Source organism: Parabacteroides sp. AF17-28, assembly GCF_003479205.1.
Taxonomy (GTDB): Bacteria; Bacteroidota; Bacteroidia; order Bacteroidales; family Tannerellaceae; genus Parabacteroides; species Parabacteroides acidifaciens.
In genome coordinates, this window is the sequence record NZ_QUGV01000006.1 from 143,542 (window position 1) to 159,592 (window position 16,051).

Consider the following 16,051-nt stretch of genomic DNA (forward strand, 5'->3'; position numbering starts at 1 on the left):
GGATGGTTATTGAGCAAACTTGATATGCAGGACAACCATTTCCGAAACAGTCCCGACCCGATAAGGCGGTCCGGCTATCCCGATGCCGGAAGAGACGTAAAACTGCGTCGGCCCTTTTTTATGGTAACCGTACGGGCATTCGTAGATCAGCTTCATCAAGAGCGGATAAGGCCATAGCTGGCCGTTGTGCGTATGTCCGTGCAAACCTAAATCCACACCGTTCATCGCCATCTCGGCAAACGACCAGGGCTGGTGATCCAACACGATGATCGGTTTAGTCGTATTGAGTCCGGCCATTAGCGCGTGCAGCGGCTTTCTTTTTTTATTGATATAGTCATCGCGTCCGATCAGGTAGAATGAAGAATCCGGACTGGCGACAGAATCGATCAGAAGCGTTGCTCCCGTTTTCTTCAACCAGCGGTATTTGGCCATACGGTTGGCACGGTATTCGTGATTCCCATAAACGATGTAGACCCCCAACGGAGCTTTTAACTGCTTTAAATCGTCCTCTATATGGGCTTTTTCGGCAAAACGCGACTCGTAATCCATAATGTCTCCAACCAGGACGACCATATCGGGATGCTGTTCGTTGCTCATCTTCACATAGCGTTGTACCAGTTTTTTCCCGATAACCTCCCCGATATGCAGGTCGCTCATCATGACAATCTTCATGCTGTCGCGATCACTGTTCCCTTTTGGAAGGGTGATATATACGTTTTTGACTATCGGCCGGGTTACGACATGATAGGCATGGAACATCAATCCGGTGACAAATGCGATAATTACAAAAAACAGAGTCAGCTTCGTTTGCTTCCAGTGACTCGTGATCCAGCCGGGAAACCAGTGGAAAAAGCGGTTGCTAAGCCGGAGCACTTCCAACAGCAGCAGGGAAAGAGTGATGTAGAGGGAAGCAATATACCAAGTGTTGCAAATATACTGGATCGTGATCATGGTCTGGTCCGGCAGTACATTGCGGAATGCAAATCCGAAGAAGAAGAGTGATAATTCAAGGACAAAAAGCAAGATGTAAGGAATCCGCCAGCTCTTTTTAGGCGGAATAGCCTGATACCCTCTCCAGAAGATGTAGGGATTCAGTAATATCTGTGCAACTATCGATTGAATAAAAACTCTCATTTAGCAAACTATTTGCAGGTAATGTCGAATACGACCAGCTCACTATCGGTGCCGATCCGGAAAGGAGGCCCCCAAAGCGACAGTCCGGAGGAAACATAAATATGACTGTTTCCCCATTGGCGGTAACCATGACTCTGTTCGAATATGTGATCGGTGATCAGGCTGATCGGCCATATCTGTCCGCGATGCGTATGTCCGCTGAACTGGAGATCGACGCCGGCGTTTTCTGTTTCCGACAGGTTGTATGGTTGATGATCTAAAAGAATAACAGGTTTTGCCGGGTCAATGTTCTTCGTCAACTCTTGAAGGGATAACCGGGATTTGTTGCTGCGGTCGTCACGTCCGACTATTTGTACGCCGTTGGGCAACGTCACGACTTCGTCTTGCAACAGGCGGATCGGTGTCTCTTTTATGAACTGTACGCTTTTCCGTATGCCGCTGATATATTCGTGATTGCCCGGTACCATATAAATGCCCAGCGGGGCTTTCAGCTCTGCCAGCTCTTCCATCATCTTCTCTTCATACAGAGGTACGACGCTGTTGTCGATCAAGTCACCCCCGATTAAGATCAAGTCCGGTTTCTGTTCATTGATCATCCCGACATATCGTTTTAGTTCTTCCTTGTCTGTCCCGTAGCCCAAGTGGATATCGCTGACGGAAACCACTCTCAACGGTTGTTCGTTATTAACCGGTCGCTTGTTGATAACCATGTTGATAACTTCTGTTTTCGGATGTTGATAATTATAATATCCGTAGCTTAACAGGCTAAGTGTCAGGAAAAAGGAAATATAGAACCCGTATTTGCACGGGAAGTTGAAAAGCCGGAATATGTCGAATACCATTAGGAACAACACCATGTAAAGCGTGAAGACCAGCCAGCCGGTTCCGATTTCGTGTGATGTATGGGCCAGGACAACCGGAAGTTTTACATTCCGGGCCAGGAAACTGCCGAAGAAAGACAGTGCCCCACACCAAAAAAGTATGGCCAGCAAAACTTTAACACCGAAAGGCTGAGCTACCAAAGCCTGCGCCCCTCTTCTGAATATATATAAGTTTCCAGCAAGATAAATACTAATGAGGACAACGAAAAATGTCGGCATAGTTGTAAATTTTCGGCAAAAGTACGGAAACAATTTAAGTTATAAGACAAGTGGGGATTTAAAAAAATGTAAGCTGTTACTTTTGACTTGATCCAAAAGTAACCAAAAGATCAAGGCCGAACCTGCTTCGCTACTCCGTTCCCTTCGTTCGCTGTCGCGTCGTAAGGGTCGTTCGCGAACGACCCCTACAGCAGACGCTCCTGTCGCTCCCTGCGGTCTCTGCGCTTTACGCTCACCAGCTTAGGCCGGAAGTAGAGCCTGGCGGCTCTGTTGAGGATTGTGATACCGACAGTTCCTATGCGATCCCGCATCGAGTGCGGGAACGGGGGAATCATCCTTGTCCCTGTGCTTGACACGGGGCCGCATAAGAGCAGGCGGTATCGGCCATCCCAAGAGAAAGCGGAGCTTTCTAAGAAAGGCCTAAGCGGACGGGCGTAAAGCGGAGGGTAAAGGCGAAGCGCCCGGAGCCTGCGCTGTCTGAGCGAAGCGAGTTTCGCAGGCGACAGCGTAGCCTTTACCCGGAGTAGCCCGGCCGGTTAAGCCTTGACTTTTTGGTTACTTTTGGGTCAAGCCAAAAGTAACAGATAAATCATCATTTACATTTGTAAGTCGCCGCCTTAACATTCCAGCCCTTCACGACGAAGAGCGGTTCTGAAGGCATATCGGCCGTTGCCGTTTCGATGATGACCGTTTGGCTTTCTCCCGGCAAGAGCGAGAAGAAGTTATCGGTGTAGAAACTGGGGCGTACCGGCTTTTTATTCTGATCCAGCAATTGAAGCTGAGTAAAGAATGCGATCGTCGAAGAGGTATTCTTTATTTCTGCTTTTATAAAGTGCCGGTCAGCTTCCTGATAAGCCTTGTAAGTCGTTTTCAGCTGGACTTGTTTCAGCTTCGACAAATCCTCGAAACCGGATGAAGTCGGGCCGGTCAGTGTCTTACGGCCTTCATACTTGTCGTTGGAACGCCAGTAGAAGGTGTTCGCCACTTCCTTACCTTTTTCATTATACAGGCGTAGTTTGATGAAATGAACCTGTGTGATGTTCTGCGGGAAGTCGATCGTGAAAACGTCGTTTACAACACCGTCTTCCGGTATGTCGATAACCTGCGACTTATTCCATACTTTCTTGCTGTTGAGGTCATACACTTCAGCTGTGACCTTATAATTCTTGAAAGCCTGGTAGTAGTCGTTGCAGACAGAAACCGTATTTTTCAGATAATCGAATTGCGCATGAAGCGGTTCCAGTGCATTCTGTGTATGGTAAAGCGATGCTGTCGGCTCAAGCGAATAGTCCCACATACGGGCGCAGACCTGGCTTATGGGACAGTTATGATACCAGAACAAGAGTCCGGATGCATAGCGGTCGCCATATCCTAACTTGTTATAGTTCCATACTTCCCAGATCGATTTGGAGTTCATGGCACCAACGAACTGCCCTTTAGTCGCAAACTCTTCAATGGAAGAGGAAGCGCCGTAGTTATTGGTCAAGTCGGTGTACATGGTCGACATCAGGTGGAAGCCGCCGCCGTCATGATAGTCCCAGACCTCCTTGTTGATCGGCCAGAGATCCTTTTCGTCCATCACTTCCCGAAGGGTTTCGACAGTCGGGATCGTCGGTGCGCCATATTCCGGGTTGAACCCGTCGACACGGCTGCCGCGTTCCGAGGCGGTGTTTTCGTAATGCTGCATCGGATTAACCTGTTTGTATGGGCTGCCGTCGTGCACGCCGTCACATTCCGACTGCATCTGGTAGCCACGTGTGCCGTCCAGTGCCATAATCATGTCTTTCGCTCCCGGCATTTCCGTACTTTCGTTCGAGGAAACATAGTAGGCCAGCGAAGGATGATTGCGCAGGCGTTTGACGGTTGCTTCCACATTGCTCAGGTATAAATCTTTATCTTGCGGATGTTTGGTGTCGCCTGTCATCCAGAATTCCTGCCAGACAAGCAGTCCCATTTCGTCGCAGAGCTGGAAGAAATAGTCCGATTCGGCAATACCGCCGCCCCACATACGGATCAGGTTGACACCCGATTGTTTCGTGTAGCGGAGTTCTGCATACGTCCGTTCGTCCGAAGTGCGAAGCATGCCTTCCGGAATCCAGTTGGTTCCCCGGATGAACAGTTTCTTTCCGTTGACATAGAACTGGCGGGATTTATCCGGCGTGTTCTGGTCGGAAGTGATTTCGCGGATACCGAAACGTGTTTTTGTCTCGTCGGAAACCTTTCCGTCTACGGTTACGGTCAGCTTCAGTTCATACAGTTCCGGATTCCCTTTGAAGAGCGGCCACCACAGGCGGGGATTCTTGATCGTAAGCTGCGGGAACTCTTCGGGAGTGAAACTGACAGTCTGTGTCTCGCCTCTGAACAGATTCAATTCTTTGCTGAATGTGATGTTTTCACCGGCGATTTCACCTTTGACAGTGCATTTGACATTCCCTTGCGTCGGGTTCACAACCTCTACACTGACTGTTTCCTTTGCCAGGTCATATCCCGGTTTTGCCAGAGCCGATTTGATAAACGGATGACGGAGAACCGCTTTGTCTGTGGCGTAGAGGCTGATATTTTTCCAGATACCGGTGTTGCGGTCGCGGATACCGTCGTTGAACGTGAAGTCCCAGCCCACACTCATCAGCATGGTGGTGTTCAGTCCGATGTTCCCGTCTCCACCGTTGTGGAATTCGCCGACGGCTCCCCAGCGTTTCGGCTTGATCGTACCCGGCATATCGACCGGATAGACTTTGATAGCCAGTGCGTTCTTGCCCCCGATACGGGCGAAGTCGGTGATGTTGATATAGTCCGGTTTGAACATTCCGGACATATTGCCGAGCAGATAACCGTTCACCCAAATCTCGGCGCGGTAGTTGATGCCGTCAACCTGGAGCCATACGATTTTGTCCTTGTAACTTTCCGGTACGTCGAACTCTGTCCGGAACCAATAGGTGTAGAAATCGCGTCCGGCCTTTGCCAGGTCCGGGATGATGTTCTGATCCAGTTTGTTGTTCATCCCGTAATAGGGCTCCGGATAAACCTTGTTGTGGACGAGCGAGTTCAGTACCGTACCGGGCACGATTGCCGGCATCCAATCTCCGGTCTGGTAACCCGGTTGTGAGATTTTCTCCGCCGGATCTTTGGCTTCTCCGGCTTTATACATCTGCCAGTTGAAGCCTCCGTTATGTCCGTCTTTCGAGTCCAGATAGATTTTTTCCGGACTGCGATAATAATTGGGTGTCTGAGCCTGCACAAAGCAGACAGACAGAAGTAAGAATATTCCTGTAATAATGCTTTTCATGATTTACTTATTTAATTCGGAATCGGATCTCCTGGTGTTTTCTTTGCCGGGTCATAAACGGCTACGCTCACCTGTGAGTCTGCACATCCGTAATAGAGATACCATTTGTTTTTAAAAAAGACCAAACCTTCGATAAAGACTGTCCCGTCGACATACTGCCCGCTCTTTTCAAACGACTCCATCGGACGGAAGAAAGGGACGTCAAGGCGTTGCAGCACTTTCATCGGTTCTTTCGGATCTGTCAGTATCTGGCCGGCACAATAAGCGCCTGCCGTGAAACGTTTGTCGCGCTTGCTGTCGTTATTCTGGTTTTTACCGTTGTAAAGCAACAGGATGCCTTTGTCTGTCAGGACTGCGGGAGGGCCGCATTCCGTCAGGGCGCTGTCGAAGAACTGCGGACGTGGTCTGATGACGGCTGCCAGTTCGTTCTTCTCGTCCAATATCGGAGTCCAGTTCACAAGGTCGTCTGAAGTAGCTGCTGCGACCATATGTTCTCCCCAATACATGAAATATTTCCCGTTTATTTTAGCTAATACCTGCTTGCCGTCCTTTATTTGTGTTACCATCGAGCCGGATTTGCAGGCCATGTCTTTGAAACGTCCGTTGTAGGCTTTTGCAAAAGCCGGTCCGTGTTTTTCCCATTTGACCAGATCGCGGGATGTGGCGATGCACAGGCGCGGCACTTTCCGGTTCCAGGCAGTATAAGCCATCACATACAGGCCGTCTTCCGTCATCGTGACGCGCGGATCTTCACATCCTCCCGGCCATTCGAATTCTTTCGCATTATCATTATCCGGATACATGACTGGCGTTTTCCGGCGTTGTACATGAATGCCGTCTTTAGACTCAGCCAGGCCGATGCGGGAAGTCCTTTTTCCGATACCTGTGGCCGAATTGTCTTCCGCCCGGTAAAGGACATAGATCTTGCCGTCCTTGACGGTTGCTGCCGGGTTAAACACATCACTTTCTTCCCAGTTCATTTTTTTACCCTGCATGGGGCAATCGAATTGGCTTGCCGGGTTCGGTGTGATAATCGGATTGACTTTTTCAGGTCTGACAAACCCGCCTAAAGCCCAGTCCGGTAAATCATTTTGGCTGTACCCGAGTAGAGGTAAAACTGCCAGACTGATGAGTAAGATACTTCTTTTCATGTTCTAAAGAATAAAAAGGGCACAAACATCCGGTTAAAACCGGATATCTGTGCCTTAGGTTATTTATTGTACAGTTGTTTCGATGATGGTACTATAGTTGATCGCATTTTCGGTCTTGGCACCGACGCGCACATATATTTTATTACCATTTCCCTGTATCTTGTACAGATTGTCCTGATAATTCTTATCGTTCTCCAGATCGAAGACGATAGTACCTTCGTTTCCGCTGACCGTTTGCTTGCCGGCCTGGTTTGCACTTCCGTTATCGACACCCGGTGCAAAGTTCCAGTAGCCGTACACTTCGGATACGTTAAAGCTGCTGTTGGTCGGAGTCACCTTGTAAGTGATGGTGATCTTTTTGCCGGAAGCCTGTGCCGAAGCTGTGATTCTGGCATAAGGCGTTGCCTTCAGATCCAGGGTTGTCTGTCCTTTTACCGTGATAAACTCTTCGCACGGAGAAACGAACGGACCGTTTACGATAATCTTATAATCGCAGTTGAACAGCTTTGAGTTTTCATATGTCCCATCCAGCTTTGCATAGAAATCGACAGACTGTGTCGCATCCGTATTCTGCTCGAACATATTAATAATAACGCCGGTAGAACCCTGAACCGGCAGTGGTATCGGTTCGTTGGTCTCTGCATCCAGGATTTTTCCTTTGATACCTCCGTTTGGAGCATCATAATTATCCAGATCACTCAAACAGCTTGTGAAGCATAATGAGCAAACGGCCATCAATAATAAACTTATCTTTTTCATATCAAATTTCTAATTTAGATGATTAATTAGTAAAGCCCGGATTCTGAATCAGATTCGGATTTGAATTCATATCGTCCTGATTAATCTTGGTATAATAGTTCTTTTCAAGGAAAATACGCAATTGCTTGGGTGAATTATAACCTCTTTCAAATACATATTTATCGTCACGAATATCACGCCAAGGATACAGGGCAGTACCTCTGAATCCATTCAATCCGCCTTGCTTTGCATCCAGATGAGCAATTCTCCAGCGTTTCATATCCCAGAAACGATGACCTTCGAATGCCAATTCCACTCTGCGTTCGTGGCGTACCTTTTCCATATTGATGCTTGACAATAAGGCGATACCGGCACGTTCGCGGATTTTGTTGACAGCTTCCAGCGCTTCCGAAGAATTGTTCAGCTCCATCGCAGCTTCCGCCAAATTTAGGTAAAATTCTCCTAAACGGAAAACCGGCCAGGGAGTTTCTGATTTACCCATGTTCATATCAGTCAACGTTTCGTCCCAGAATTTCTTCTGATAGAAGCCTGTTTTGGAAGCGTCACCTGCATCAGCGCCACCGTCTTTTCCGGATGTGCTGTATGTTACACCGTTAACTTCTACTGTGTTACCGCCGTCAGGCTGGCTTGTTGCCGGATATCTTTCGTTATCGGAAACGATAATACCTCTCATCCATTCGATCTCGGTAGTCTGGCAGGGTGAACCTGGCATATAAACAGAGGCGAAGAGGCGGGGATCTTTGTTCGTAAAGACATCATAAGGCTTGTCATAACGGACCGGTTTGCCATTTTCTTCCAGTTTCAATGTACCTTCGGAACCATCTATATATTCGTAAGTTTCAACCATTTCTAAGGTCGGAGCGATACCGCAACCCCAACCACCTGCACGATAAGAGAACGGTGCGTTACGTTTGTCCCAGTCATGTCCTTTGCCACCGGCAACATTATACTGTTTCTGGAAAATATATTCTCCGTTGTCTCCATTGCCTTTCAGGAACATATCGCAATAGTTCTGCGCTTTGTTATCCGGCTTTTTGTTGTACAATGTATATTGGCCGGAATTGATGATCGCTTTGGAAGCATCGTAAGATATTTGGAAAAAGCGGTCTGCTTCGGAAGAAGGGATTCCTACGAGGCCATCCAGCTGTACCGTCCCGTAACGGGCGATTGAACCAGCATATAAGGCTGCACGCGAACACAATGCCAACGCTACATATTTATTGGCACGGTATTTAGCATCAGCACCTCTTGTTTCGGGAAGATCCTGTGCGGCTTCCTGGCTTTCTTTCACAATGAAGTTGTAGATATCCACTTCCTTGTCGCGCGGAACCATTAATGCCTCCAGGTTATTCGGATCATACACCTGCGGTTCTGTGATCAGAGGAACACCGCCATAACGTTTTACCATTGTGAAATAATGGAAAGCACGAATGAAGCGGGATTCTGCCAAAAGTAACTTCTTTTCTGAATCGGATAATGACGTCGCTTCTTCCAACTGGCTGATAAAGTCGTTGCAGTTTCGTATGAATTTATAACGATCGGAGAATTTCTGTTCAAACAGGGCATCTTCATACGTGTATGTCGCATTCCCATTATCGAACATCGGGTCTTTCTGGAAAGAACCCTGTGCTTCGTCAGACATGGAAGAGGCGTTTTGCAGACGCCATGCGTCACGCTGCCAGTAATTGAAATCTTCCAGGTTCATGTTGTCGTACAGGTTTACCATTACGCCGTTGATCAATTTAGGATCTTTCCAAACCTGTTCAGGAGTGATGATGTCGAAAGCCTCTTTTTCAAGATAGTCAGCACAAGCTGTCGCTCCTAACAAAAGTAATCCGCATCCAATGTTTCTTATAATTGTTGTATTCATTGTTTCTTCTTTTAGAATGTTAGATTAACACCGAAATTAAATGTTTTCATTTGAGGATAGTAACGGAACATACCTTCTTTGTTTTCCGGGTCCATATACTTCATCATGCCGGTACGACCGGTAAAAGTCGCCGTATTGAAGCTGTTCACATATACGCGCAATTTTTCGATCCCGGCTCTTTGCATCCATCTTTTCGGGAAGGTGTAACCGATCTCGACAGTCTTCAGACGCAAATAGTTCGCTTTCTGCTTTGTCCAGGTGTTGTTTCCGGAATTGGAAGAGAAACCGGTCGGGCGAAGTGCCGGCATAAAGCCCGGGATCCATTCGCTGAACATATCCGACGGATCTTCTCTATGCCAACGGTCCAACCAAATTGTGCTACCGTTACCAAGACCTTGCTGGATAAACGGAGACATAAAGTCACCGGATGTGAATACTTCATGTCCTGCTCCACCCTGGAAGAAGAGGGTTACATCGAAACCTTTATATTCTCCATACAGGTTCAAGCCGTAATAGATACGGGGAGTATTTCCGTGTCCGATCGGCTGGTCGTCTTTTCCGTCGATGATACCGTCGTGGTTCCAGTCTTCAAACTTCAAGTCACCCGGCATCAATGATTTATTACCATTGTTATCCTGGATCGGTGAGTTCAGGATCTCTTCATAACTCTGGAACTGCCCGACACAAACTTTACCCCACTGGATGTCTTTATAACGGTCATTGCTGTTATTTCTCCAGTCATCATACATGTTGGCGGAAGCAGCACGTTCTACATGTTCGTTATAAATACGGGTAGTAGAGAAGTTCCCCTTTACATCATAGGTAAAGTCACCTATTTTATGACGGTGCCCGATTACAACTTCAAATCCCTGGTTTTTGTCCGAGTTCAGGTTTTCAACCGGAAGTTCCTGGCCGAATGTTGTCGGCAATGTGAGCTGGCGCTTTGTCAAAAGGCCGGAACGTTTACGAACGAAATAATCAAATTCGACATTGATCAAGCCCGAAAGAATGGATGCTTCGAATCCGACGTTGGCAGTCTTGGATTCATACCAGGTCAGATCCAGGTTAGGCATACCTCTGTCTTTCGCCCCGTTTGTCAATCCGCCTGAACCCAGAACATAGTTTCCGGATGGATAGCGGTAACCTTGCAAATATTGGTAAGCTCTGTATTTGCCGTCTTTTTCATCATCATCAGTGTATCCGGTCACACCTTCGTCACCGACTTTACCGTATGATCCTCTGATCTTGAAGTTGTCGACCATCGGTAACGCTTCCTTGAAGAACGCTTCTTCGGAAACACGCCATCCCAAAGATACAGCCGGGAAGAATCCCCAACGGTTATCCGGTGCAAATTTGTAAGAACCATCGTAACGGAAACTTACTTCTGCCAGGTACTTATTGTCGTATGCGTAGTTGACACGGCCGACTAAACCGGCATGGGATGAAACACGGGCTGTACCGCCATTGTTCATGTTCGTCTTGTCTCCGGCATCGATTTGGTCGATGGCGCCCACCGTGAATTGGCGGTATGCACTTAATATGTCTGTACGGTCATTGTAGAATTCCCATAAAGCCAATGCTCCGATATCATGTTTACCGAATGAGTTATGGTAATTCAATGATATTTGCCCGTTCGGTCTGAAATAGTTGTCATTCTGAGTTGTCAACTCCGAAATGGTATGGCTACCGGACGCATTATATACATCGTTGATCGCATCGTAGGTATATTCATAATATTCTTTATACCATTTGCGGCTGTACTTGTTGTTATAGTCGTATGAGAATAAGGCCTTTGCAGATAAACCTTTTACCCAAGGCAGTTCCCAGTTCAAGGCGATAGACCCGTTAAACTCGCGGCGGTCCCGTCTGTCGTAACCTACATTGTCTATGTCGGATAGATGGACTGGGTTTCCTTTATCGCCCGGGTTAGACCAATAATCCGGATTTCCGTTTGCATAGATAGGAAATACCGGTTTTGCCATCTGGATACTACGACTTAGCGGTTCAGCTTCGTACGGTTTCATACGTGTGTCCAGACGTCCGCTCAATTGCAGGTCAACGGTGAAACCTTTTACGATTTCAGCACTGATATTGGAACGAACGTTGTACTTCTTGAAGTTGAACGCTTTAGATTTGTAAATACCTTCCTGGTCTGTCAAACCTAATGAGAAGAAGTATTTTACTTTTTCAGCACCACCGGAAACACTCAGGTTGTGGTAGGTTGTCGGAGCCGTTTTACGGATCACTTCGTCATACCAGTCGGTTGTCCCGATACCTTGTTTAAACTTTGCCAGGTCGTCATCCGAATAAGGAGCCGGGATACCGATGTTTTGCTGTGCCTCGTTGTACAAGGTCGCATATTCGTATCCGTTATAATACTCCGGATAACGGGTGATGTTCTGTATGCCGACATATCCGTTGTAAGTGATTTTCGGTTTACCCAATTCACCTTTTTTTGTCGTGACAAGGATTACACCGTTCGCTCCCTTGAAACCGTAAACGGCTGCAGAAGCATCCTTCAAAATACTGATCGACTCGATATCGTTTGCGTCGATCTGCTTAAAATCACGTTCCACACCGTCGACGATTACCAATGCATTACCGTAACCACGAATATCGATGCTTGCATCGTCGTCACCCGGAGCACCGCTTCTCTGTACGGCACGAAGTCCCGGAAGCTTACCGGCAAGAGCATTACTAACGTTCGGTGTTTTGACAGAGGCAATGTCTTTCGATTGCAGTGAAGCCACTGATCCTGTTACGGATGCACGTTTCTGGACGCCGTAGCCGACAACGACAACTTCATCCAACGCTTGTGAATCTTCAGCTAATTTTACGTTAATTGTAGTTTTGTTGTTCACCGGTAACTCTTGGTCTTTATAGCCGATGTATGAAACAACCAACACTGCATTGGGAGCTACGTCCAATGAGAAATTACCGTTCATATCGGTAATCGTTCCGTTTGTAGTGCCTTTTTCTACAACATTGGCACCGGCAATAGGACCTAATTCATCTTCTACTACACCCTTTACCGTGTGTTTTGCTTGTTGTGGGCTTCCAGTCGTTCCGGCCGGTGAGAGGACAATGTACGATCCTTCGATTTTGAAAGAGACATTGTTGTCAAACAGGTTTTGCAATACTTCCTGTAAAGAAGTATTTTCGGCTTTCACTGAGACTTTTCGGTTAACATTTACGTTCTTGTTGTAAATGAACAGTAAATTAGTCTGGCTTTCAATGTCATTCAGGATGTTTTCCAGCCGGACGTTGTTTTTGTTGAGAGTGACACGTATGCTCTGCGAGCTTACTGTTTCCGCCTGTACGCACATGGCGCAGGAAAGGAAAAACAGGGATGTCATCTTCAAAATACGAGATACACAAATGATTCTTTTTTTCATATTTGTGATAGTTTGATAAATGATATTAGATTAATACTTCGTTTTTCACATTGGACATAATTTGCCCTTCACTTCTGATTCTTAACTACTCATAGGCTATTATTGATTTTATATAATTTATTGAATACGAATTTCATTTTTATTTTCTCGCTCAAATGTGAAATGAGCATCTTGTTGCAAGGCTCTCAACACCTCTTCAATCCCGTCGGATATGCGGAACTTTCCACTGCAGGCATAATTATCGAGCTTGTGATTGTCGATAATGATGCGGATGCCGTAATTCTTTTCGAGTTCCTTCATCAGATCCTTGAATTTGATATCCTTAAACGTGATAAGTCCCTCCTTCCAAGTGTAGGGATTGAAGTCGGTGATGGGAGTGACAGTCAGCTTGCCATTACTTAGCCTGACTGCATTATTTGGTTCTAACACAACTGATTCGTTTGGTTGGGATTTGTCGGTGACTTTTACACTTCCCCGGATGAGGGAGGTCGTGAATTCATTTTCACTGTAAGCTTCTACATTAAACTGCGTCCCTAATACTTCAACTTCGCAACGTCCGGTATTGACAATAAACTTTTTGTTTTTGTTTTTTGCCACGTCAAAAAAAGCTTCCCCTTTTAGGTGTACTTCTCTCCGGTCGCCATTGAACGAAGCCGGATAGGAGAACTCGGACCGGGCGTTGAGCCAGATATGGGTTCCGTCTGCCAGAGTCAGTTCAACCCGTTGTCCGGCAGGTACTTTTATCGTGTTGAGTGCTATTTCCTGCCGGGTGTTCTTATTTAACAGCACCGGTACATTATATAACAGGAACAGAGCCATGATAGCGGCTGCAACACCTCCTGTCCATTTCCAGAGGGAGACGGATCGTTTGCGGGCCTGTTTTTTTGTTGTTTGCAAATCGTTCAGCTGAAGTGCGTCAAATAGTGTACGTTCCTTATAGAATAGCTTTCTGTTTTCAGCCGATTCACTCACCCATTGGCGGATCACGGTCAGTTCCTTATCTGTAGCCTGTCCGCCAAACATTTTATGTAGTAACTTTTGTTCCATTTTTTTCCGTTTCTGTTATTAAGGGCGAACGGGAAAGGAAATACCCTAAAGGAATGAATGATTTTTTTTAATATCTATAAAATAATGTGCCAATGAGAGAGTGTGCCAATATGCCAATGAGAAGAAAAACTGGACCTTCTGCAAAAAAAAATATTACAATAACCCCCTTTTTGACCGTTTTTCTATTTCGTCCGAAATCTTGATCGATTTTGGATTGACTCTTTTCACGGTTTTAATCTTCTTTACTGACAACAGATGGAGTGTGGTGCGCAGGCAGTCTGAAAAACCGTGCAATTAGATTGCCGGAAACCGGAAACGCCGACAAAGTGATAAACCTTAACTCCCGGAGAATCGAATATTTGAAAACAAAACGGACGGCGTTCCGAATATCCCAAGGAAATTCAGGTGCTTTTTTGCCCTTTAGACGGTCCTCTTTCCAATTACGACCGTCCAAATCGCCATTACGACCGTGCTAATCTTCGCGAGCTGCCGAGTGCACTACACATTAGCACGGTCGTAATGGCAAAGAGGACGGTCGTAATTGTTGGAAACGTTCAAAAAAGCGGGAAAAGTCCCTTTTTGAGGTCAAAAAAGCGGATTAACATTTGTTTTGTTTCGGATGTCTTTCGGAACAGAAAAATACGTTTTATACAATAAGTCCCCCAGGATAGTTGAAAGTTAAGAGTTGAAAATTGAAAGTTATAGGAGGGAGTATTTGGTAAGAAAAGATTTACTTGCAAGAAAAACTGAACCACTCCAAACAATCATTCATAGAAGAAATCAAAGAGGAGCAGGAGGTAGGGGAGGTAGTCTTTTAGTTCTTTGCGTAATACATTTAGCGCCTTACTGATATGGAACTCGACGCTTTTCACGGAAAGATTGGTTTCCTGAGCAATTGTTTGGTAGTTTTTTCCTTCGTAGCGGCTCATGATGAATATCCGGCTGGATTTTTCCGGTAACTTGGCAAGGGCTTGGTTAATAAGATCTTGTATTTCATTGCTAAGTAATGTTTCCGGTTCGCATGCTTCCAAACTGGAGATACGCATCTGTAACTCCCATTCTTTGTTGGATAATAAATTTTCTGCAATATTGTTCCAGGTGCGTTCGCGTTGAAGATAGTCCAGGCATTTGTTTTTTAGAGTGACTAATATATATAAAGGAATATCTTTGACATCTTGTAATCGGTTCCGGTTTTCCCAATAATATATCAGGCTTTCGGTAACCAAGTCTTCTGCTGCTTCACGATTATATGTATAAGAATAGGCAAACCGAATATAGCGTTCACGGTGAGTGATAAAAATGTTATTGAATAATTTTATGTCTGTATTCTCATCCATGATATACTGTTAGAATGGGTATAGTCCTAAGAGAACTATGGACTTCAAATGTATGAATTTATTCTCAAATAGCTTAAATAAGCTATCAAAAATTGATTATTTAGCGACAATGAAGCACTTTAGGCGATAAAGAAACAAAAAATTATTGTTATTCCAATTTTGTAAGCATTTTACCTCTATATTGACGACTGAAATAATTCGCTGATTATCATTCAGATATGAATATGTGGCCATAGTTCTCTTAGAACTATGGCTTTTTTTATGATGACTGTATAAGCTGTTTTTCAACCGCTTTACGATTTGCGGATTACTTCTTCGGGTACCCTACCGGATTGTTCATAATCGGTAATTGACTTTCAGTTAATTTTAGGATTTGTTTTAATGCCGCTTGGTCCATAGAGGCACGCGGGACAGTTGCTAACCCGGTGGCTGCACAGAAGATGTTGATATTCTGGCAAACTGTGCCTGCATCGACTGCTGCCATCAGTTTTACCTGATCTGTTACGCTGCCGAAACGGGAAAGGTCGGATACCAGAACCAGGCTGACCGGGGCTGATTTGACAAAATCTTGTCCGCCTGCGACCGCTGCACGGTGATCGCCTGCCGCAACAGGTTGAAGGCTGTTATCTTTGGCATCATACAGGTAAGCGCCCTCTTTCATGATAACATAGACATCGATATCCTGTTTGTTCAGGGCAGAAGGAGCCGTACGTTTGCCGTCCGGACGGTTGATACCGTTTGCCGCCCATAATAAATCGGATAAATCCTGTAGGCTGAGTTCTTTAACTGCAAATTCGCGGTCGGAGTGACGATCGGATAATGCTTTCATGACAGATGTTCCCCGGGCTTTGTCCGGCGTGTTTAATTTAACTGCTTTCATATTTTGTGCATACATGGTGACAAGCAGCAGTGATGCTGCAATTGTGAATAATAATTTTCTCATAAACTTGTTCTTTTTATTAATGGTTTCTA

General features: G+C 45.8%; 10 protein-coding genes. All 10 read right to left on the reverse strand.

Annotated elements, in window-relative coordinates:
* Positions 1-6: 6 nt before the first annotated feature.
* Complete coding sequence (locus tag DWW90_RS06210) at positions 7-1,134, reverse strand: metallophosphoesterase (RefSeq protein WP_122344365.1); 1,128 nt, start codon at positions 1,132-1,134, stop codon at positions 7-9.
* Positions 1,135-1,142: 8 nt separating this feature from the next.
* On the reverse strand, positions 1,143-2,234 hold the full coding sequence (locus DWW90_RS06215) for a metallophosphoesterase (protein ID WP_122344366.1): 1,092 nt from the start codon (positions 2,232-2,234) through the stop codon (positions 1,143-1,145).
* Between the two features lie 592 nt (positions 2,235-2,826).
* Positions 2,827-5,520 (reverse strand): sugar-binding domain-containing protein, encoded by a 2,694-nt coding sequence (locus DWW90_RS06220; RefSeq protein ID WP_122344367.1) that lies wholly within the window; start codon positions 5,518-5,520, stop codon positions 2,827-2,829.
* An 11-nt stretch (positions 5,521-5,531) separates the two neighbouring features.
* Positions 5,532-6,671: a glycoside hydrolase family 130 protein gene (locus tag DWW90_RS06225; RefSeq protein ID WP_122344368.1), complete on the reverse strand. Its 1,140-nt coding sequence runs from the start codon at positions 6,669-6,671 to the stop codon at positions 5,532-5,534.
* Between the two features lie 63 nt (positions 6,672-6,734).
* A complete protein-coding gene (locus DWW90_RS06230; protein ID WP_122332494.1) occupies positions 6,735-7,406 on the reverse strand; it encodes a DUF3823 domain-containing protein in 672 nt (223 codons plus the stop codon).
* Between the two features lie 46 nt (positions 7,407-7,452).
* The gene (locus tag DWW90_RS06235; RefSeq protein WP_122344369.1) at positions 7,453-9,300 is read right to left on the reverse strand and encodes a RagB/SusD family nutrient uptake outer membrane protein; all 1,848 of its coding nucleotides are present in this window, start codon (positions 9,298-9,300) and stop codon (positions 7,453-7,455) included.
* Positions 9,301-9,311: 11 nt separating this feature from the next.
* A complete protein-coding gene (locus tag DWW90_RS06240; protein WP_122332492.1) occupies positions 9,312-12,695 on the reverse strand; it encodes a TonB-dependent receptor in 3,384 nt (1,127 codons plus the stop codon).
* 117 nt (positions 12,696-12,812) lie between these two features.
* Positions 12,813-13,742, reverse strand: coding sequence for a FecR family protein (locus DWW90_RS06245; RefSeq protein ID WP_115501120.1), 930 nt, complete (start codon positions 13,740-13,742; stop codon positions 12,813-12,815).
* A 764-nt stretch (positions 13,743-14,506) separates the two neighbouring features.
* Positions 14,507-15,079 (reverse strand): RNA polymerase sigma-70 factor, encoded by a 573-nt coding sequence (locus tag DWW90_RS06250; RefSeq protein WP_122344370.1) that lies wholly within the window; start codon positions 15,077-15,079, stop codon positions 14,507-14,509.
* A 307-nt stretch (positions 15,080-15,386) separates the two neighbouring features.
* Positions 15,387-16,022 (reverse strand): SagB/ThcOx family dehydrogenase, encoded by a 636-nt coding sequence (locus DWW90_RS06255; protein WP_122344371.1) that lies wholly within the window; start codon positions 16,020-16,022, stop codon positions 15,387-15,389.
* Positions 16,023-16,051 lie beyond the last annotated feature (29 nt).